20 protein-coding genes are annotated in these 20471 nt (G+C 63.0%); 7 read left to right on the forward strand and 13 right to left on the reverse strand.

Translation table 11 applies throughout. From position 1 onward, the window contains the following. The first annotated feature begins 29 nt into the window (after positions 1-29). The 4 genes from recJ to FA94_RS02665 all read left to right on the forward strand — a co-directional run bounded on the left by recJ (position 30) and on the right by FA94_RS02665 (position 5758). Positions 30-1736 carry a single-stranded-DNA-specific exonuclease RecJ gene (gene recJ / locus FA94_RS02650; RefSeq protein ID WP_035546475.1) on the forward strand — a complete coding sequence of 569 codons (1707 nt, stop codon included), beginning with the start codon at positions 30-32 and terminating at the stop codon, positions 1734-1736. A gap of 163 nt (positions 1737-1899) precedes the next feature. Further along, a protein-coding gene (gene prfB / locus FA94_RS37720; RefSeq protein ID WP_156126497.1) for a peptide chain release factor 2 occupies positions 1900-3004 on the forward strand; the annotation gives its coding sequence in 2 pieces (ribosomal slippage) (positions 1900-1980 and positions 1982-3004; 1104 coding nt in all). A gap of 135 nt (positions 3005-3139) precedes the next feature. Continuing rightward, the gene (gene lysS / locus FA94_RS02660; RefSeq protein WP_035546477.1) at positions 3140-4666 is read left to right on the forward strand and encodes a lysine--tRNA ligase; all 1527 of its coding nucleotides are present in this window, start codon (positions 3140-3142) and stop codon (positions 4664-4666) included. Positions 4667-5026: 360 nt separating this feature from the next. Next, positions 5027-5758 carry a glycine zipper 2TM domain-containing protein gene (locus FA94_RS02665; protein ID WP_035546479.1) on the forward strand — a complete coding sequence of 244 codons (732 nt, stop codon included), beginning with the start codon at positions 5027-5029 and terminating at the stop codon, positions 5756-5758. A 113-nt stretch (positions 5759-5871) separates the two neighbouring features. Here FA94_RS02665 and iscX read toward each other — a convergent pair whose 3' ends face one another. From iscX to FA94_RS02715, 10 genes are all read right to left on the reverse strand, one after another. Beyond that, entirely contained in the window at positions 5872-6069 is a 198-nt protein-coding gene (gene iscX, locus FA94_RS02670; RefSeq protein ID WP_035546481.1) for a Fe-S cluster assembly protein IscX, read from the reverse strand. Between the two features lie 15 nt (positions 6070-6084). Further along, complete coding sequence (gene fdx, locus FA94_RS02675) at positions 6085-6426, reverse strand: ISC system 2Fe-2S type ferredoxin (protein ID WP_035546484.1); 342 nt, start codon at positions 6424-6426, stop codon at positions 6085-6087. A 152-nt stretch (positions 6427-6578) separates the two neighbouring features. Further along, a complete protein-coding gene (hscA, locus tag FA94_RS02680) occupies positions 6579-8450 on the reverse strand; it encodes a Fe-S protein assembly chaperone HscA (protein WP_035546486.1) in 1872 nt (623 codons plus the stop codon). Positions 8451-8612: 162 nt separating this feature from the next. Continuing rightward, complete coding sequence (gene hscB / locus FA94_RS02685) at positions 8613-9140, reverse strand: Fe-S protein assembly co-chaperone HscB (RefSeq protein WP_035546488.1); 528 nt, start codon at positions 9138-9140, stop codon at positions 8613-8615. Between the two features lie 167 nt (positions 9141-9307). Beyond that, complete coding sequence (iscA, locus tag FA94_RS02690; RefSeq protein ID WP_035546490.1) at positions 9308-9631, reverse strand: iron-sulfur cluster assembly protein IscA; 324 nt, start codon at positions 9629-9631, stop codon at positions 9308-9310. 192 nt (positions 9632-9823) lie between these two features. Further along, complete coding sequence (gene iscU / locus FA94_RS02695) at positions 9824-10237, reverse strand: Fe-S cluster assembly scaffold IscU (RefSeq protein WP_035546491.1); 414 nt, start codon at positions 10235-10237, stop codon at positions 9824-9826. A gap of 71 nt (positions 10238-10308) precedes the next feature. After that, the gene (locus FA94_RS02700) at positions 10309-11532 is read right to left on the reverse strand and encodes an IscS subfamily cysteine desulfurase (RefSeq protein ID WP_035546493.1); all 1224 of its coding nucleotides are present in this window, start codon (positions 11530-11532) and stop codon (positions 10309-10311) included. 86 nt (positions 11533-11618) lie between these two features. Next, the gene (gene iscR / locus FA94_RS02705; RefSeq protein ID WP_035546494.1) at positions 11619-12149 is read right to left on the reverse strand and encodes a Fe-S cluster assembly transcriptional regulator IscR; all 531 of its coding nucleotides are present in this window, start codon (positions 12147-12149) and stop codon (positions 11619-11621) included. Between the two features lie 153 nt (positions 12150-12302). Further along, positions 12303-12800 carry a low molecular weight protein-tyrosine-phosphatase gene (locus FA94_RS02710; RefSeq protein WP_035546495.1) on the reverse strand — a complete coding sequence of 166 codons (498 nt, stop codon included), beginning with the start codon at positions 12798-12800 and terminating at the stop codon, positions 12303-12305. 185 nt (positions 12801-12985) lie between these two features. Next, positions 12986-13225 (reverse strand): hypothetical protein, encoded by a 240-nt coding sequence (locus FA94_RS02715; protein WP_035546497.1) that lies wholly within the window; start codon positions 13223-13225, stop codon positions 12986-12988. Between the two features lie 268 nt (positions 13226-13493). Between FA94_RS02715 and FA94_RS02720 the strand changes: the two genes are divergently transcribed. Next, entirely contained in the window at positions 13494-14051 is a 558-nt protein-coding gene (locus tag FA94_RS02720; protein ID WP_035546499.1) for a hypothetical protein, read from the forward strand. 135 nt (positions 14052-14186) lie between these two features. On the opposite strand, the gene FA94_RS02725 is transcribed toward FA94_RS02720, so the two are convergent. Continuing rightward, positions 14187-15602, reverse strand: coding sequence for a lactate utilization protein B (locus tag FA94_RS02725; RefSeq protein ID WP_035546501.1), 1416 nt, complete (start codon positions 15600-15602; stop codon positions 14187-14189). Between the two features lie 139 nt (positions 15603-15741). Next, a complete protein-coding gene (locus tag FA94_RS02730) occupies positions 15742-16464 on the reverse strand; it encodes a (Fe-S)-binding protein (protein WP_035546502.1) in 723 nt (240 codons plus the stop codon). A 179-nt stretch (positions 16465-16643) separates the two neighbouring features. On the opposite strand from FA94_RS02730, the gene FA94_RS02735 reads away from it, so the two are divergent. Then, positions 16644-17450 (forward strand): IclR family transcriptional regulator, encoded by an 807-nt coding sequence (locus FA94_RS02735; protein WP_035546503.1) that lies wholly within the window; start codon positions 16644-16646, stop codon positions 17448-17450. Positions 17451-17571: 121 nt separating this feature from the next. Here FA94_RS02735 and pbpG read toward each other — a convergent pair whose 3' ends face one another. Further along, positions 17572-18759, reverse strand: a complete 1188-nt coding sequence (gene pbpG / locus FA94_RS02740) for a D-alanyl-D-alanine endopeptidase (protein WP_035546505.1) — start codon at positions 18757-18759, stop codon at positions 17572-17574. 780 nt (positions 18760-19539) lie between these two features. Between pbpG and FA94_RS02745 the strand changes: the two genes are divergently transcribed. After that, positions 19540-20112: a phasin family protein gene (locus tag FA94_RS02745; RefSeq protein WP_035546507.1), complete on the forward strand. Its 573-nt coding sequence runs from the start codon at positions 19540-19542 to the stop codon at positions 20110-20112. The last annotated feature ends 359 nt before the right edge of the window (positions 20113-20471 follow it).

Genomic DNA, 20471 nt, shown 5'->3' on the forward strand with positions numbered 1-20471 from the left:
ATCGATCGCATGACCCACGGCCTCTCCGAATGACTCGAATCGTTACGCGCACCTGCTCCCCCGTCGACGCCGAAGTGCTCACCCGCCACGGCCTGCATCCGGTGCTCGCGCGTCTCTACGCGGCGCGCGGCGTCTGCATGCCGGATGAAATCGAAACCGGTCTCGCGCGGCTCGTGCCGCCCGCCGGCCTCAAAGGCTGCGAAGAGGCCGCCGCGCTGCTCGCCGACGCAATCCAGCAGAAGCGCCGCATGCTGGTGGTCGCCGACTACGATTGCGACGGCGCCACCGCCTGCGCGGTCGCGGTGCGCGGCCTGCGCATGTTCGGCGGCCAGATCGACTATCTGGTGCCGAACCGCTTCGAGTACGGCTACGGCCTGACGCCGGAGATCGTCGCGCTGGCCGCGCGCAACCCGGCGGGCAAACCGGAACTGCTGATCACGGTCGACAACGGCATTGCCAGCGTCGACGGTGTGGAAGCCGCCAACGCGCTCGGCATCGACGTGCTGGTCACCGATCACCATCTGCCCGGCGACGAACTGCCGGCCGCCCGCGCGATCGTCAATCCGAACCAGCCGGGCTGCACGTTCCCGAGCAAGTGCATTGCCGGGGTCGGCGTGATGTTTTACGTGCTGCTGGCGTTGCGCGCGGAATTGCGCCGCCGTGGCGCGTTCGGCGACGACTTTCCGGAGCCGCGTCTGGACGGCCTGCTCGATCTGGTCGCGCTCGGCACGGTCGCCGACGTCGTCAAGCTCGACGGCAATAACCGCGTGCTGGTCGCGCAGGGCTTGCAGCGCATCCGCAAAGGCAAGATGCAGCCGGGCATCGCCGCGCTGTTTCGCGCCGCCGCGCGCGAGGCGCGCAGCGCGTCGGGCTTCGACCTCGGCTTTGCGCTCGGGCCGCGGCTGAATGCCGCGGGCCGTCTGTCGGACATGTCGCTTGGGATCGAATGCCTGACCACCGACGATATCGGCCGCGCATGGGACCTCGCGCAGCAGCTCGACACAATGAACCGCGAGCGCCGTGAAATCGAAGCCGGCATGCAGCAGCAGGCGCTCGAGGACCTCTCGGCAATCGCCCCGGAGGGCGCGAGCACCATTACGCTGTTCAATCCCAGCTGGCATCAGGGCGTGATCGGCATCGTCGCGGGCCGCCTGAAGGAGAAATTCCACCGGCCTTCGTTCACCTTCGCGCTCGCCGACGACAGCGGCCAGACCGTCAAGGGCTCGGGCCGCTCGATCGCGGGTTTCCATCTGCGCGACGCGCTCGATCTGATCTCGAAGCGCGAGCCGGGCCTGATCGCCAAATTCGGCGGCCACGCGATGGCCGCGGGCCTGACGCTCGCCGCCGCCGACGTGCCGCGCTTCACCGCCGCGTTCGAGGCGGTCGGCCGCGAATGGCTGTCCGCAGAGGCGCTGTCGCGCACCGTGGAAACCGACGGCGAACTCGAAGACGCCTACTTCACGCCGCAATTCGTCGAAATGCTCGACGCCGCCGTGTGGGGCCAAGGCTTCCCGGCGCCGGTGTTTTCGGGCGAATTCGATATCGCGTCGCAGGCGCTGGTGAAGGACAAGCATCTGAAGCTGCAACTCGTTCGCGGCCGCCAGCGCTTCAACGCGATCTGGTTCAACCACACCGACACGCTGCCCGCGCGCACCACCGTCGCGTACCGGCTCGCCAGCGACACGTGGAACGGCGTGTCGCGCGTGCAGCTGATCGTCGAGCACGCGGCGAGCTGAACGAGCGGATCGAAGCTCGGGCGGGTCGCTCGCGGTCCCGCCCAAAGCGGCGAAATTCTCCGCAAAATCAACCCCAAACCCGCGCCGGATCGCTCAAGAGTGATCGGCGCGGCACGCCGATCGGCTATAATTTCCCCTTTTTACGAAGCTATAAAAGATCGACATGGAAGCGGAACGTCTCAACGCGATCGAAGCCTCTCTGGTGGACCTGCGCACGCGCGCGGCCGACCTACGGGGGTATCTTTGACTACGACGACAAAGCACTGCGTCTAATCGAAGTCAACCGGGAACTCGAAGACCCGAACGTCTGGAACGACTCGAAACACGCCCAGGCCCTCGGCCGGGAAAAGAAGCTGCTCGACGACACGGTCGGCAAACTCACCGCGCTGCACGACGACCTGCGCGACGCGCTCGACCTGTTCGAGATGGCCCGTGAAGAAGCCGACGACGAAACGCTGATCGCCTGCGAAACCGACGCGCAAGGCCTGGAGGCGCGCGTCGGCGACATGGAATTCCGCCGTATGTTTTCGCATCCGGCAGACCCGAACAACGCGTTCCTCGACATCCAGGCCGGCGCCGGCGGCACCGAGGCGTGCGACTGGGCGTCCATGCTGCTGCGCCAGTACCTGCGCTACTGCGAGCGCAAGGGCTTCAAGACCGAAGTGCTGGAACAGACCGACGGCGACGTCGCGGGTATCAAGAACGCCACGATCAAGATCGAAGGCGAATACGCGTACGGCTTCCTGCGCACCGAAACCGGCGTGCACCGCCTCGTGCGCAAGTCGCCGTTCGACTCGTCGGGCGGCCGTCATACGTCGTTCTCGTCGGTGTTCGTGTACCCGGAAATCGACGACTCGATCGAAGTGGACATCAACCCGGCCGATCTGCGTATCGACACGTACCGCGCGTCCGGCGCGGGCGGTCAGCACATCAACAAGACCGACTCCGCGGTGCGTATCACGCATATGCCGTCGGGCATCGTCGTGCAGTGCCAGAACGACCGTTCGCAGCACCGCAACCGCGCCGAAGCCATGGCCATGCTGAAATCGCGTCTGTACGAAGCGGAAATCCGCAAGCGTCAGGAAGAGCAGGACAAGCTCGAAGCCGGCAAGACCGACGTGGGCTGGGGTCATCAGATCCGTTCGTACGTGCTGGACAACAGCCGTATCAAGGATCTTCGCACCAACGTCGAAATCAGCAATACCAAGAGCGTGCTCGACGGCGACCTCGATCCGTTCATCAGCGCAAGCCTGAAACAGGGCGTTTAAGCGCACACGGCGCGGCGGTGCCCTGGGTCATGCCCTGCACTGCCGCGCCGCCTCTTTTTACCGCCTGAGGTTTTTACACTGACTGGCCACCCGCATGTGGGGCGTTCCCCGCGGGCCACCGAATACCAAATCATCATGACCGAAACGACCCAGCCGAGTGCGGCGCCCGAAGGCGACGACAACAAGATCATGACCGAGCGCCGCGAAAAGCTGCGCGAGTTGCGTGAGCAGGGCGTCGCCTATCCGAACGATTTCCGCCCCACCCACCACGCCGCCGATCTGCAAACGCAGTACGCCGAGACCGACAAGGAAACGCTCGAAGCGAATCCGCTCGAGGTCGCGATCGCCGGCCGCATGATGCTCAAGCGCGTGATGGGTAAGGCCAGCTTCGCGACCGTGCGCGACGGCTCGGGTCAGATCCAGTTCTTCATCACGCCGGCCGACATCGGTCAGGAAACGTACGACGCGTTCAAGAAGTGGGACATGGGCGACATCGTCGCCGCGCGCGGCGTGCTGTTCCGCACCAACAAGGGCGAGCTGTCGGTGCGCTGCACCGAACTGCGTCTGCTGTCGAAGTCGCTGCGTCCGCTGCCGGACAAGTTCCACGGTCTGGCCGACCAGGAAATGAAGTACCGTCAGCGCTACGTCGACCTGATCGTCACGCCGGAAACGCGCGCCACGTTCGTCGCGCGCACCAGGGCGATTTCGTCGATCCGCAAGTTCATGTCCGACGCCGACTTCATGGAAGTCGAAACGCCGATGCTGCACCCGATTCCGGGCGGCGCGGCGGCCAAGCCGTTCACCACGCACCACAACGCGCTGGATATGCAGATGTTCCTGCGTATCGCGCCGGAACTGTATCTGAAGCGCCTCGTGGTCGGCGGCTTCGAGCGTGTGTTCGAGATCAACCGTAACTTCCGCAATGAGGGCGTCTCCGTGCGCCACAATCCGGAATTCACGATGATCGAGTTCTACGCGGCGTACACCGATTACAAGTGGCTGATGGATTTCGTCGAGCAACTGATCCGCCAGGCGGCGATCGACTCGCTCGGCACCGCCACGATCAGCTATCAGGGTCGTGAACTGGATCTGGCCAAGCCGTTCCATCGCCTCACGATCACCCAGGCGATCCAGAAGTACGCACCGCAATACACGAACGAGCAACTGGCCGACGGCGACTTCCTGCGCACCGAACTGAAGAAGTTCGGCGTGGACGCGTCGAAGCCGCAGTTCCTGAATGCGGGCGTCGGCTCGCTGCAACTGGCGCTGTTCGAAGAAACCGCCGAGTCGCAATTGTGGGAGCCGACCTACATCATCGACTACCCGGTCGAAGTGTCGCCGCTGGCGCGCGCGTCGGACGCGGCGCCGGGCATCACCGAGCGTTTCGAGCTGTTCATCACCGGCCGTGAAATCGCCAACGGCTTCTCGGAACTGAACGATCCGGAAGACCAGGCCGCCCGCTTCAAGAAGCAGGTCGACCAGAAAGACGCCGGCGACGAAGAAGCCATGTTCTACGACGCGGACTACATTCGCGCGCTGGAATACGGCATGCCGCCGGCCGGCGGTTGCGGGATCGGCATCGACCGGCTGGTGATGATGCTGACCGACAGCCCGAGCATTCGCGACGTGATTCTGTTCCCGCATCTGCGTCGCGAAGACTGAGCGTCGCGCGCCTGGCGCGCCGATGTTTGCGTCTGGTATGCAGCAAAAAAACGCCCGGTCGATGCCGGGCGTTTTTTTATGCCGCAACGGAAAAATCGCAGAAATCCCGCTGAAAGCGGCTACCGCAGCGGCCAACGCTTTGTAACCGTCGGTAAAAGCTGCGCATAGCGCGCTATGCGCGCCGCCCTGCCAAGCCCGGCAAACGCTGAAGAATCAAGGCGCCTGGCAGCCGGCGCGCGCCTTTGACGCGGTTTGGGTACGATGATTGCGTGTAGCTCGTTACAAATTGAAACCCTGCCGGAATCGATTTGCCCGACACTGAGTCTCAATAACAGTCGACTCTGCAAGACGGAGGCCAATATGGACAACCCGAACCCAACCACGCAATCACGTCGTATTCACCCGCTCGTCGCTACTGCGGCGGGCGCAATCATCATCGCGAGTCTGGCCGCCACAGCCGCCGTCACGGGTCTGTTCCCCAAGGCGTCGAGCAACGGCGCGCAGAACGACCAGACTCAGGCCGCGCAGGTCACGACCCAGCCGGGCGTGGTTGACTCGGCGGCGCCAGCTAACCCGTCGGCGCAACAACAGCAGCAACAAGCGCAGCAAGCTCAACAAGCGCAAGCTGTGCAGCAGGCTCAGCAACCGGCGCCAAGCGCACCGGTGCCCTCACCCGCCCAGCAGCAACAATATGCTCAACAACAGCAAGGCCAGGCCGCGCCGCAATACGCGCAGCAGCAACCGGCACAACCGGCGTACTGCTCGAGCTGCGGCACGGTAGTCGCGATTTCGGCTGTGCGTCAGGAAGGTCATGGCACCGGTATCGGTGCGGTCGGCGGCGCAGTGGCCGGCGGGCTGGTCGGCAATCAGTTCGGCGCCGGCGGCGGACGTACCGCGATGACGGTGCTCGGCGCGCTCGGCGGCGGTTTCGCGGGTAACTCGGTCGAGAAGCATATCCGCAGCACGACCGCGTATTCGGTGCGCGTGCATATGGAAAGCGGCAAGACCCGCTACTTCACGTACCACGAAGCGCCGCCGTTCCAGCAAGGCCAACGCGTGCGGATCGAGAACGGTACGCTGGTGGCAAGCTAGCCGCAGACGGCCTGAGCCTTTTTGGGCTTTTCAGGTTTTGCGGCAGGCGCAAAAAAAGGCGATTCCAGATGGAATCGCCTTTTTCTGTTTACCGCCAGTAGGTTGAAGCGCGATCAATAATCCGCGTCTTCAATCCATGCAGCCTGAATTGCCTCGAGGATCTTTTCGTTCGACCGGTCAGGATCGTCGTCGAATCCTTCCAGCTCCATGACCCAGCGGTGCAAATCGGTGAAGCGCACCTGCTGCGGATCGATGTCCTGGTGCTTGTCAGTCAGGGCCATCGCGATGTCTTGCGTATCGGTCCACTTCATGGCTGCAACCTCCTGTTAGTGGTTTTCCTTCGCGTGATTGATCGAGTAGCGCGGGATCTCGACGACCAGATCCTGCTCGGCCGGCATCATCGCCTGGCACGACAGACGCGAGGCCGGTTCAAGCCCCCACGCCTTGTCCAGCAGATCGTCCTCGTCTTCCTCGGACGGCGTCAAGGCGGCGAAACCCTCACGCACGATCACGTGGCAGGTCGTGCAGGCGCACGACTTCTCGCACGCGTGCTCGATTTCAATGCCGTGTTCGAGCAGGTTGTCGCAAATGCTCTTGCCGGGCACGGCATCGATCACCGCGCCTTCCGGGCACAGTTCGACGTGAGGCAGCACAACGATTTGAGGCATACATTTTCCGTTTGGGTCTGAGGCACGGCGGCGGCCAGCAGGCTCCGCGCCATTTTACTGGCGTCGCGCGGAGTTTTTAAGTCCACGCGACGCGCTTCGGTTGTGACGTGCGCATGCCGGCGCCCTGCAAGCCGGCCGGCATGCGCGTTGATTCAGATCTCGTCGAGCTTGCGGCCGGCCAGCGCGCGGCGAATGCCCTTGTTCATGCGACGCGCGGCGAATTCGTCGGTGCCTTCGGCGAGCGTTTTGGTGGCGGCTTCGATCGCGTCGGCGTTGTCGCTGCCGGCAATGTCGCGCAGCGCGGTCAGCAACGCGTCGAGCTCGGCGCGTTCGCTGTCGTCAAGCAACTCGGCGTCGGCGACCAGCGCCGCGTCGGTCGCTTCGACCAGTCGTCGCGCTTCGACCTGCGCCTCGCGCAGCGCGCGGGCGCGCATGTCGACTTCGGCGGTCGAGAAACTCTCTTCGAGCATTCTGGCGACGTCGTCGTCGGCGAGACCGTAGGACGGCTTGACCACCACCGACGCTTCCACGCCCGAGCCCTGCTCACGCGCGAACACGGACAGCAAACCGTCCGCGTCCACCTGATACGTGACGCGAATCCGCGCCGCGCCGGCCGCCATCGGCGGAATGCCGCGCAGCTCGAAACGCGCGAGCGAACGGCAGTCGCTGACGAGCTCGCGCTCGCCTTGCACGACGTGGATCGCCATCGCCGTCTGGCCGTCCTTGAAGGTGGTGAAATCCTGCGCGCGCGCGACCGGAATCGTCGAGTTGCGCGGAATGATCTTCTCGGTCAAACCGCCCATCGTCTCGACGCCGAGCGACAGCGGAATCACGTCGAGCAGTAGCCACTCGTCGCCGTCCGCGCCGCGGTTGCCGGCCAGCAGATCGGCCTGAATCGCCGCGCCGAGCGCGACGACCTGATCCGGGTCGAGATTGGTGAGCGGCGGCTGGCCGAACAGCGTTTCGACCGCACGGCGAACCACCGGCATGCGCGTCGCGCCGCCGACCAGCACCACGCCGTTGATCTCTTTGGTGGTGACCTTGGCGTCGCGCAGCGCTTTCTTCGTTGGACCGAGCGTGCGTTGCACCAGCGCCTGGGTGATCGACTCGAAAGTAGCCTCGTCGATCGTCAGATCGAGGCGGGTGCCGTTCGAGAGCGTCGCCGCGAGGGTTGCATAGGGCGCGCTCGACAACGCCTCCTTGGTCACGCGTACGCTGTCCAGCAGCAGACGCACGTCTTCGGGGGCCAGCGTTTGCGGCGCGATGCCCGCCTGCTCCAGCACGTGGCGATACAGCGCGTGGTCGAAATCGTCGCCGCCGAGCGCGGAATCACCGCCGGCCGCCAGCACTTCGAACACGCCCTTGGTGAGCTTGAGGATCGACAGGTCGAAGGTGCCGCCGCCGAGGTCGTACACCGCGAACAGGCCTTCGGAACCGTTATCCAGGCCGTAGGCGATCGCGGCTGCGGTCGGCTCGTTCAGCAGACGGAGCACATTCAGACCGGCCAGACGCGCGGCGTCTTTGGTGGCCTGGCGCTGCGCTTCGTCGAAGTAAGCCGGCACCGTGATGACCGCGCCGACCAGCTCGTCGCCGAGCGTGTCTTCGGCGCGCTGGCGCAGCGTCGCGAGAATTTCCGCTGACACTTCGACCGGGCTCTTCACTCCGTCGACGGTGCGGATCTGCACCATGCCGGGAGCGTCGACGAAATCGTACGGCGCGTTTTCGGCGCCTTCCACTTCCGCCTTGCCGCGGCCCATGAAGCGCTTGACCGACACGATCGTGTTACGCGGATCGGTTGCCGCTTCGGCCTTGGCCGTGCGGCCGATCCGGCGGCCGCCCTTTTCCAGGTAGCGCACCACCGACGGCAGCAGCGCGTGGCCGTCTTCGTCGGGCAGCACGTCGGGCACGCCGCTGCGCACGGCGGCGACGAGGGAATTGGTGGTGCCGAGATCGATACCGACCGCCAGACGCCGCTGATGGGGCGCCGGCGCCATGCCGGGTTCGGAGATTTGCAGTAGGGCCATCTGGATCTTCTCGGGGCCGTTTCGCCCCTTCCTGAATTTTCGCGTTGCTGGATGTATTGCTACGACTGCGTATGTGTCTGGGCGGTGGGTCTGCGCACTCTCTGCGCGGCGCCGGCTTGCACGGAACGCCGCCGCGCTGGAGCGCCCTGCCCGCCTGTGCGACTAGTTCTCGAGCCGCTCGATCTGCGTGCCGATTTCCGACGCCACCCGCTCGATGAACATCAACTGCCGCACCGCCTCGCCCGCCGCCTGATTCGCGCCGCTGTCGAGCAACGCGCCGAGCTTGCTGAAGCGCACGCGCTCTTCGTCGCGCAGTTCGGTGAGCAAGGCCTCGAGCGCGTCGACGTTCTTCGCCGCGGCCGCGTCTTCAATGCCTTCGCGCCATTCCATCTGCTGCATCAGGAACGCCGGCTCCATCGCCGTATTGTTCTCCGCGCCGACATCGACGTCGCGCAGCGACAGCAGATAAGTGGCGCGCTTCAGCGGATCACGCAGCGTCTGGTACGCCTCATTGGTGCGCGTCGCCCATTGCATCGCGATGCGCTTTTGCGCGTCACCGGCTGCCGCGAAGCGGTCCGGATGCACTTGCGCCTGCACCGTGCGGTACGCATGGTCGAGCGCTGCGGCGTCGAGCGCGAATTGCGCCGGAAGATCGAACAGGTCGAAGTGGCTGTCGTTCAGCGAGGCCATCGGATAGAAGGAGTCCGTTCAGGAAAGCGCACCGGGGTGCAGTCTAAAAACGCGGCTCGAAGGCGCGGTAAATGGCAAGCGGCGCTCGGCCCAGGGCGAATGCGCGGATCAAACTAAAAAGGCGGCACGCGCCGCCTTTGATCCGCTGCACGCGGCAATGCCCGGATTTACACCCGGAACGACTCGCCGCAGCCGCATTCGTCCTTCACGTTCGGATTGTTGAACTTGAAGCCTTCGTTCAACCCTTCGCGCGCAAAGTCGAGTTCCGTGCCGTCGATATACGCGAGGCTCTTCGGGTCGACAATGATCTTCACGCCGTTGCAGTCGAACACTTCGTCTTCGGGCGCGAGTTCGTCCACGTACTCGAGCTTGTAGGCCAGGCCGGAGCAACCGGTGGTGCGCACGCCCACGCGCAGGCCGACGCCTTTACCGCGACGGATCAAATACTTCTGGACGTGCTGTGCTGCCTTTTCGGTCAACGTAATTGCCATAGCGTTTCTCATTGCGCGGCGCCTGTCTGTCTGCGTGCGTGGACGTTTGATGGCCCACGCGGCAGTTCAGGCGCTGCGACCCTGCCTGCATCAAATATCGCTCATACCGGACGGCGCGTTCCACCTTTGCCGCCCGCTTCGATTCACTCAGACGCGACCCAGGCGTGAAACCCGGCTCGCGCCGCAACCGCTTTACGCGTGTTGCTTGTCGCCTGCGACGACTGCTTCGCCATGACGCTGCTTGTAGTCGGCGACCGCTGCCTTGATCGCGTCTTCCGCGAGGATCGAGCAGTGGATCTTGACCGGCGGCAGCGCCAGTTCTTCGGCGATCTGCGTGTTCTTGATCGACATGGCCTGGTCGAGCGTCTTGCCCTTCACCCATTCGGTGACGAGCGAGCTCGACGCGATGGCCGAACCGCAGCCGTACGTCTTGAACTTCGCGTCTTCGATGATGCCGTCCGCGCCCACGCGAATCTGCAGCTTCATCACGTCGCCGCAAGCCGGCGCACCGACCATGCCGGTGCCGACCGCGTCGTCGTCTTTCGCGAAGGAACCGACGTTGCGCGGGTTTTCGTAATGGTCCAGCACCTTTTCGCTATAAGCCATGATTACACTCCTTGATCCGTTTCAACCTGCAATTTGCAATTCGATAAATCGACGTCGTCCAGCACGGCGCGTCAGTGCGCTGCCCACTGGATGGTCGAAATATCGATCCCGTCCTTGTGCATTTCCCACAGCGGCGACAGATCGCGCAGCTTCGAAATCTTGGTCTTCAGCAGATTGATCACGTAATCGACGTCCTGCTCGGTCGTGAAGCGGCCCACCGTGAAGCGGATCGAGCTGTGCGCGAGTTCGTCGTTGCGACCCAGCGCGCGCAACACGTACGACGGTTCCAGCGAAGCCGACGTGCATGCCGAACCCGACGACACCGCCACATCCTTCACCGCCATGATCAGCGATTCGCCTTCGACGAAATTGAAGCTGATGTTCAGGTTGTGCGGCACACGCTTTTCCATGTCGCCGTTCACATACGTTTCTTCCATTTCCGACAGGCCGCGCAGCAGACGGTCGCGCAGCATGCGGATGCGTTCGTTTTCGGTCGCCATTTCTTCACGCGTGATACGGAACGCTTCGCCCATACCGACGATCTGGTGCGTAGCCAGCGTGCCCGAACGCATGCCGCGCTCGTGACCGCCGCCGTGCATTTGCGCTTCGATCCGGATACGCGGCTTGCGACGCACGTACAGCGCGCCGATGCCCTTCGGACCATAGGTCTTGTGCGCCGAGAACGACATCAGGTCGACCTTCAGCTTTTGCAGATCGATCTCGATCTTGCCGGTGGCTTGCGCCGCGTCGACATGAAAAATAATGCCCTTTTCACGGGTGATCTCGCCGATCGCCTCGATGTCCTGGATCACGCCGATTTCATTGTTCACGGACATGATCGACACCAGAATCGTGTCCGGGCGGATCGCCGCTTTCAGCTTGTCGAGGTCGATCAGACCGTCGTCCTTCACATCCAGATACGTCACTTCGAAGCCTTCACGCTCGAGTTCGCGGCAGGTGTCGAGCACGGCCTTGTGCTCGGTCTTCACCGTGATGACGTGCTTGCCCTTGCTCTTGTAGAAGTGCGCGGCACCCTTGATCGCGAGGTTGTCCGACTCCGTCGCGCCCGACGTCCAGATGATTTCGCGCGGATCGGCGTTCACCAGCTTCGCAACGTTCTCACGCGCTTCTTCGACTGCGCGCTCCGCGTCCCAGCCATACGAGTGGCTGCGCGATGCGGGGTTGCCGAACTGCTCGCGCAGGTACGGAATCATCTTGTCCACCACGCGCGGATCGATCGGCGTCGTCGCGCTGTAGTCCATGTAGATGGGCAGATGGAGAGAGTCGTTATTCATCAATTGCTCCGGGGACGTCATATGCTCTGGCTTCTTGGGTTCTTTTATCTCGCTGCGATGCTTCGCTCTACTGCAAGCACCGCGCGCTACGAACCGGCCATGTTGAAAACTGAGTTGGGCCCTTTCGGCGCAACGCGCACCGGCTCGACCGCCTGCGCTTCGTTGCGCCGGTCGCGCAACACCGCCGGCGCGCCTTCGCGCGAACGCTGCTGATCGACCAGGTCTTTGAGCGACACCGAGTCCAGGTACTCGACCATTTTCTGATTCAGCGTCGACCACAGTTCATGCGTCATGCAGTGGCCGTCGTGCTGCTTGGTGCCCTCGCACGAGCCCTTGCCGCCGCACTGGGTGGCGTCGAGCGGCTCGTCGACCGCGATGATGATGTCGGCCACGGTCACGTCTTCAGCGCGGCGGGCCAGATTGTAGCCGCCGCCCGGTCCGCGCACGGACTCGACGATTTCATGACGACGCAGCTTGCCAAACAGCTGCTCGAGGTACGACAGGGAGATGTGTTGGCGCTGGCTGATACCTGCAAGCGTCACCGGGCCCTGCTCCTGGCGCAGTGCCAGGTCAATCATCGCCGTGACGGCGAAACGGCCTTTCGTGGTGAGTCTCATATGGTGTGGGGACCGCAATTCTCGACAAGTTTGGTCAAGTATAAATACATGAGCGATTTAGTCAAGTATCCCTACCGCGATTTGGGTCATTTGCTTAATTGCTGGATACGCCTGGACGCCATGTCTGGCGCCCCGGCGCGGGAGCTATCTGAGTTACGTGAGCAACTGGGGACGCAACGCGGCGATCAGCCCACGGCACGCGGCTTCACATTGGTCCAGCACCTGCTCGAAACCTTCCGCACCGCCGAAATACGGATCGACGACCTCGCGGGCGCCACCCCAGCGCGCATCCGTTTCTGGCACGAATTCCATCAGCAGGCGGATCTTCTCGCGCTGCGCGGGCGCGCTGACCTGGTGGAGCGCGGCAACGTTTTTGTCGTCCATCGCGATCAGCAGGTCGAAACGCTCGAAATCCGCGGCGCCGATCTGGCGGCCGCGCAACGCGGCCAGCTCGTAACCTCGCCGGCCCGCGGCCTGCTGCGCGCGCTCGTCAGGCGCCTGGCCGATGTGCCAGTCGCCCGTGCCGGCCGAATCGATCAAAATGCGCTCCGCCAGTTTCGCCTCGTCGACCAGACGCCGCATCACGCCCTCCGCGGTCGGCGAACGGCAGATGTTCCCGAGGCAGACGAAGCAGATGGACACGGTTTTCATCAGAGGTTTTCAGGCGCTTCAGGGCGCGGTAGTGAACGCGTGGAACGGCCGTTGGAAAACGGTGGCGCGATTATACAAAGCAGGGAGAAATCTTGCCGGAGGCGGCTCAGGCGCGTCAGCCCCGGCTGGCGGGTTCATGCAAGCGTGTTCCCGCCTCCCCGGCAGTGATGCGATTTACCCAGTGCTTACGACGCTTCCGCCATCGGCATCGTCGTGACCGCGCGCAGCGGTTTTGCCGGCAGCGTCGAGGTGTCGTCGATCATGCCGTAGGACACAGCGCGTGCGAGTTCAGCGGTCAACTGGTCGGCCGCGAGCGGCGCCTGCTTCGCGCGCGACGCTGCGTCGCCGCAAATATGCAAATAAGCTGCCACAGCGAGGGTTGCGACGAGGGCAAGGGGCCAGTACACCGATATTGTCTTTTTCATGATGTCGTTTCTTCCGATTAGGGGCGGATGAGCTTGCGGCTCACTATGCCCAGTCGAAATCCTATAGGAATACGCAATCGGGAAAAACCCAGCCAACCGAGATACAGCGTTGCTCCAACTGGAACAGTGCATTGACGCGCCTGTCCCTCACCGGCTTGACGCAAGGCGCGCGGCGAGAAATATTCCTTACAAAGACATACAAAGCTTTGGCGACGACTGGCGATAATGGCGGTCTTACAAACATGACAACCTCGCGCCGGCTCATCACATGAAACGCATTGCTCCCCTTATCGGACTCGCGACCGCAGCCTTGCTAGGCGGCTGCGCGGTCTATCCGGACGGCACGCCGATGGTCGGCAACGGCTACGGCGGCGGCTACAGCGGCTATGACAGTTACGATGGCTACGCGCCCGGCGTGCCGGTCGTGCCGCAAAGCAACGTCTATCTTGGCTATGGCAGTTATTCGGGGCCGGGATACTACGACGGACCCGGGCGTTACTACGGGCCGGGGCCGGGTTATCGCGGCAATCCAGGAAATCGGGGCGATTGGCCGAACAATGGCAACGGCAATCGCGGCCAGGGTGGCGGCTGGCATGGCCAGCCCAATGGCGGCGGGCAAGGCGGACCGCCGCCGCGCGGCTCAGCGGGCGGCCCGGGTGGGCCAGGTGGCTCGAGCGGACCGCGACCGGGTGCCGGCGGGCCGCCGCCGTCACCGCCACAACAAGCGGGTAACGGCGGCGGACGAGGTAACGGGGGCGGCGGTGGTAATCAGAGCCGGCCCCGAGGCGACGAAGGCCGAAACCCGTCCGGGATGACGAATCATTGAGGCGGGTGGTGACCAAGCCGGCAACGAGTGCAGGTCGGCCCTGATTTTCGACCGGCACTCTTTCCTCAGATTCGGCGCCTGAAGGCCAAACAGCTTAAAAGTTGCAGGCGCGGTGGCGAGCTACGGAGCCCCGTCTCACCCAATATGACTGCGCTGCGCCGCGTACAACTCCCTGAACGTGCGCCCGACCGGCGCAGGCATATCGCGGGTGTTGGTCCAGCCGGCGCCGCCCAATGGCAGCTTCGCGATCGAACGATTTCTACCGCCCATCCGCTCCAGCACCCGCACGGCCAGCTTGGTGAACAGCGCATAGGCGTCCGGATGCAGCGCCAGAAAGCCCCACACCGCCAGCCCCGCCCGCTCCTTCCACGGCCGCAGCCGCCGCTCCACCTGTTTCTCGCGCAATTTGCGCAGCAGATCCGACAACGGAATGCCCACCGGACAGACGCTATTGCACTCGCCGCATAACGTCGCGGCCTGCGGCAAATCGAGCGCCTTGTCGATGCCGACATAACTCGGCGTCAACACCGAGCCCATCGGGCCGGGATAGACCCAGCCGTACGCGTGTCCGCCCACCTTCTGATAAACCGGACAATGGTTCATGCACGCGCCGCACCGGATACAGCGCAGCATCTCCTGAAAGTCGCCGCCGATCAGCCCCGTGCGGCCGCCATCCACCAGCACCACATACATATGCTCGGGGCCGTCCTGGTCGCCGTCGCCGCGCGGTCCGGTCAGCAGGGAAAAATAGTTCGACGTAGCCTGCCCGGTCGCGGAGCGCGGCAACAGACGCATTGCCGTCGCGAGATCCTCCAGCGTCGGCAACACTTTCTCGATGCCCGTGACGGCAACGTGCACGCGCGGCATCACCGTGCACATGCCCTCGTTGCCCTCGTTCGTGACGAGCACGACCGAGCCGGTTTCCGCCACCACGAAGTTGCCGCCCGTCACGCCCATGTCCGCCGTCATGAAATGCGGACGCAGCACCTCGCGCGCTTCCCGCGTCATGTCGGTGACTTCAGTCAGACGCGGCCGACCGTGGGTCTTCGCGAACAGATCGGCGATCTCGTCCTTATCCTTGTGGACGACCGGCGCGATGATGTGGCTCGGCGGCTCGTTGCCGTTGATCTGCAGGATGTACTCGCCGAGATCGGTTTCGATCGACTCCACGCCCATCTGCCCGAGTACCTCGTTCAGGCGCATTTCTTCGGTGACCATCGACTTCGTCTTGATCACCTTCTTCACGTCATGCCGGCGCGCGATATCGCCAACGAGCCGCGCGGCCTCCTGCGTCGTCTCCGCGAACAGCACGGTCACGCCGCGCCGGCTGGCCTCGCGCTCGAACGTTTCGAGCCACACGTCGAGATGCTCCAGCGCGCGGTCACGGCGCTCCTTGAGCGCGGCGCGCGTGGCCGGAAAGTCGATCGCGTTCATGGACGCGGCGCGTGCCGAGACGAACTTGGTCGACAGCTTGGTCAGGTTCTGCTGCAGACGCTGGTCGGCGAGCTTTTGCCCGGCGCGCGCCTTGAATTGCATCGTTTGAACTTGCATAGCCGCCTTATGCGTAATCGAATCAGAACGCGAATCGGAACGCGCGCACCAACACGGGCGAAACGATATGCATGAAAAGAACGATGCGAACCGGCGTGGTGCGCAGCGCGGTCGATCACACGCTGCGCCGCCGACGCCGTTACACGTCGCCGGCCAATACCTGCGCGATATGCAGCACCCGCGTGGTGGAATCGCCGGTGCGCCGCAGACGGCCTTCTATATTGAGCATGCAGCCGAGGTCGCCGAGCACCACCGTGCCCGCGCCACTCGCGCCGATATTCGCGCATTTTTCGTCGACGATCGCCGTGGAAATATCGCCGTACTTGACCGCGAACGTGCCGCCGAAGCCGCAGCAGTGCTCGCAATCCTTCATTTCCGTCACGGCCACGCCCACCTGCTTCAGCAGCGCGCGCGGCTGGGCCTTGACGCCGAGTTCGCGCAAGCCGGAACAGGAATCGTGATAAGTCACCTGACCCGCGAATTCGCCCGGCTGCAACTGCACCTTAGCCACGTTGACGAGAAAATCCGTGAGTTCGAACACCCTGGCGCGCAGCCTGCCGAAGCGGTTCATCATCTCGGGATCGTCGGCGAAGAGGTCGCCGTAGTGCGCGCGGATCATGCCGCCGCACGAGCCAGACGGCACGACGACGTAGTCGAACTGCTCGAACTCGCGCAGCGTTTTTTCGGCCAGATCGCGTGCGATACGCCGCTCCCCCGAGTTGTACGCCGGCTGTCCGCAGCAGGTTTGCGCGGGCGGCACGATCACCTCGAAGCCAGCACCTTCGATCAGCTTGATCACTGAAAAACCGATTTCGGGCCGCATCAGGTCGATCAGGCAGGTGACGAACAATCCGACTCGCATGAGCCCTCCTTCGGGAAAACGTGCCTGATTATCCGCTGTTTGGCGGACAATACCAACGGCCGGAAGCCATAAGACGAACGACGCGTTAAATTGGAATAGGTTTTCCAACCGCGTTCGCTTTTTTCACAATACGAGATACAATCAATTTCCGCTGTTTGACGCGTCAACCGATTCCTCCCATGAGCGACACGAACCCGGATCCCAAAACTTCGATCCAGGTGATCGAACGCATGATGCGCTTGCTCGACGCCCTCGCCGCGCACAGCGACCCGGTCAGCCTGAAAGAACTCGCCATCCGTACGGAACTGCATCCGTCCACCGCGCACCGCATCCTGAACGATATGGTGATGTGCCGGCTGGTCGACCGCTCGGACCCCGGCACGTACCGTCTCGGCATGCGCCTGCTCGAATTGGGCAATCTGGTGAAAGCGCGCCTGTCGGTGCGCGACGCGGCGCTCACGCCAATGCGCGAACTGCATCGCCAGACAGGGCAAACGGTGAATCTGTCGGTGCGCCAGGGCGATGAGATCGTGTATATCGAGCGCGCCTATTCCGAGCGCTCGGGCATGCAGGTGGTGCGGGCAATCGGCGGGCGGGCACCGCTGCATCTGACCTCGGTCGGCAAACTGTTCCTCGCCGCCGACGAATCGACCCGCGTGCGCGCTTACGCCACACGTACCGGCCTGTCGGGCCACACGCAGAACAGCATTACGGATCTGACGAAACTCGAACGCGAGTTGTCGATCGTTCGCCAGCAAGCCTCCGCGCGCGACAACGAAGAGCTTGAACTGGGCGTGCGCTGTATCGCGGCCGGCATTTACGACGACACCGGCAAGCTGGTCGCCGGGCTGTCGCTGTCCGCGCCGGCGGATCGTCTGCAGGACTCCTGGCTCGGCCAGCTCAGCCAGACCGCGCTGCTGATTTCCGCGTCGCTCGGGTATCGGCCGCAAATCCCGCAGGACCATTCGCACGGCCATCACGCGTGAGTCTTCGGTAACGAGAGTTCGCGCCGAAACGCAGGATAGAAAAAAGCCTCGCAGCACATACATGCTGCGAGGCTTTTTTCATGGCGCGGCCGGTTCACGAAGAACCGGCCGCTGAACCGCTTCAGGTGCCCGGACCGCCGGCATCCGCGCTGGTAATACGCGCCTGATCGCCGCCATTGTCGAGCCACGTGCGCAGACGCGTCGCGTCCGCGAAACGCGAGTACTTACCCGACGAATCGAGCAGCACCATGATCATCGGACGGCCGTGAATGGTTGCCTGCATCACCAGACACTCGCCTGCTTCGTTGATGAAGCCGGTCTTCTGCAGACCGATGTCCCACGTCGGGTTACGCACCAGCGCATTGGTGCTGTTGTATGCCAGCGAACGCTTGCCGGTGTACACCTCGTAGCTGTGATCGGTCGAGAACTTGCGGATCAGCGGATATTGATACGCCGCGTTGACCATCTTCACGAGGTCGCGCGCGCTCGACACGTTCTGGCTCGTCAAACCCGTGGGGTTTTCAAAGTGCGTGTCGGTCATGCCGAGTTGCTTGGCCTTCGCGTTCATCGCCGCGAGGAACGCCGGACGGCCGCCCGGGAAGTAGCGCGACAACGCAGCGGCGGCACGGTTTTCCGACGCCATCAGCGCGATGTGCAGCATGTCTTCACGCGACAGCACCGAGCCCACCGACAGACGCGAGCCGGTGTTCTTCTCGTAGTCGCGGTCTTCGTCCGTGACTTCGATCTGGTCGGTCATCGGCTCTTTCGAATCGAGCACGACCATCGACGTCATCAGCTTGGTGATCGACGCGATCGGCACCACGGCGCGCGAGTTCTTGTCGAACAGCGATTCGCCGGAATTCTGATCGATCACGTACGCGACGCTCGAACGCAGCATCAGCGCGTCCGGCGTTTCGTGCAGACCGAATGCCTGGCCGACGGTCGGCTGACGCGGTTCGTACGCGACGCGGCGCACCACCGTATGACGGCGGCCGTTCGACGTGTATGTCACGCGCTTGCGCTTGACGCTCGCGCGGGGCGCGTCGTCGTCCGCGGCGACGGCCTTCACGGCCGCGCCTTTACCGGCCTTGGCCGACTTGCTCGCTACCTTGGCGGTAGCGGCGGCCGGCTTTTTGGCGGTTTTAGCGTGTTTGGTGGTTTTTGCGGGTGCTGCGGCGGGTGTGGCGGCAAAAGCGCTGACGGGCGTGGCGAACGCCGCTGCGATGACCATGGAGGCGGCCACCGACAGAGCGGTGCTGCGGGCCGCGCCGTGGATCACTTTTAGCGACGAAAACATGTCGGTTTTCATGGGTGTTCGGTAGGGAGCGGCGAGAGGTTTCCGCAAGTGTAGTAAAACAACGAAAAATTAGCAATTTTAAGCACTTATACGCGCTCCTTAAACCGGCTTGTAAGCTCCGATCGCAAAAACACAAATAAGTGCCACCGGTCGATCGAAAAAAACAATCGCTACCGGGCATCGCCCCGTCGTCGCCGTCATGCACTCGAATCGAGATGATTCTTCCAGCATAACGGCAATATCGAGACAACCTTGATCAGGGGAAATACGGTCCGAGCACAGGCGGGTGACGCATTGCCCGTGCCATGGAACGTCGCTGGGGTCTCGCTGCGCCGCTGTTAAACGCCTGCTGGAAACCGCCAACGCGCATTCGACACGCATAGCGCATTAACGTTCCGTGACAGTTTCCGGTTTACATCGATTTGTCGATTACGGATTTTTTGTCACAGATCAGATGTTACCGCCTCGCACCATTTCTCGCTGCCGGATGGTCAAAACACCTCATGGGATCGGTAACAAATGCGGATCTATCGCGCACCAGCGCAGTGCGACAGTCAATTTAACTTGCGTCATACGATCATCATGCTGGCTGCATAAGGTATTGTTTTATCAACACTTTCTTAATATTGTGCGGCGCACAAAAAGCGCTTGACATTCCTCACAGCCATCCTAAAATGGGAACCATTGCTGCGATGCACAATACATCGCGGTTCGGCGGGACGAGCTTCAAGGCGTCTCGCCACTTACCCAAAGCGGTCCGCACAGACAGACCGCAATCCAGGAGCGTAAACCATGACTCTGCTGACCCCTGAGCAATTCGCTGCAGCCCAGAAAGCCAACTTTGAAACGCTGTTCGGCCTGACGACCAAGGCATTTGAAGGCGTCGAAAAGCTGGTTGAGCTGAACCTGCAAGTTGTGAAGTCGACGATTGCGGAAAGCCAGGAAAATGCCCAACGCGCGCTGTCGGTCAAGGACGGCCAGGAATTGCTGGCACTGCAAGCCAGCCTCGCGCAACCGGTTGCTGAGAAGGCGCTGTCGTACGGCCGTCACGTTTATGAAATCGTCTCGGCAACGCAAGGTGAATTCACCCGCGTCGCTGAAGCGCAATTCGAAGAGCAAAACCGCAAGGTTCAGTCGCTCGTCGAAAACGTTGCGAAGAACGCACCGGCTGGTTCGGAAACGGCTGTCGCCGTGATCAAGTCGGCGATCACCGCCGCTAACACGACGTACGAAACGGTTCACAAGGCAACGAAGCAAGCTGTTGAAATCGCCGAAAGCAACTTCAATGCAGCCGCAACGGCCGCTTCGAAGGCTGCTTCGCAAGCCGCTGCACAAGCATCGCGCTCGGCCAAAAAGGCCGTCTAAGTTTTTAGACAGCACTAGTTTCAGGCAGCATTCGTAGCACTACACGCCGGCCCCCGCTCTTTCGCGGCGCCGGCGTTATCTTAAGCAACAGCGTCGCGCCGTTGCCGCTCACACGGTGTTAATTGGCTGGACGCTCCGATACGTTGAACGACGTATCGTTTGCCCGGCGAATGGCCGGGATTTTTTTGGGCGCCTGGCCTGATGTGTCCTGCGTCGAACGGTGTCACGGCAGTTGGACGGCAACGCGGTGCGGGTGGGTGACTTTTGGTTGGTACGTACGTGCGTAAAAGAAAACGGCGCGCCCTTTGCGGGGCGCGCCGTTTTTTCATGGGCTTGAGCTTTGTCGAGCCCGCCTGCAT

Source organism: Burkholderia sp. 9120 (assembly GCF_000745015.1).
Taxonomy (GTDB): domain Bacteria; phylum Pseudomonadota; class Gammaproteobacteria; order Burkholderiales; family Burkholderiaceae; genus Paraburkholderia.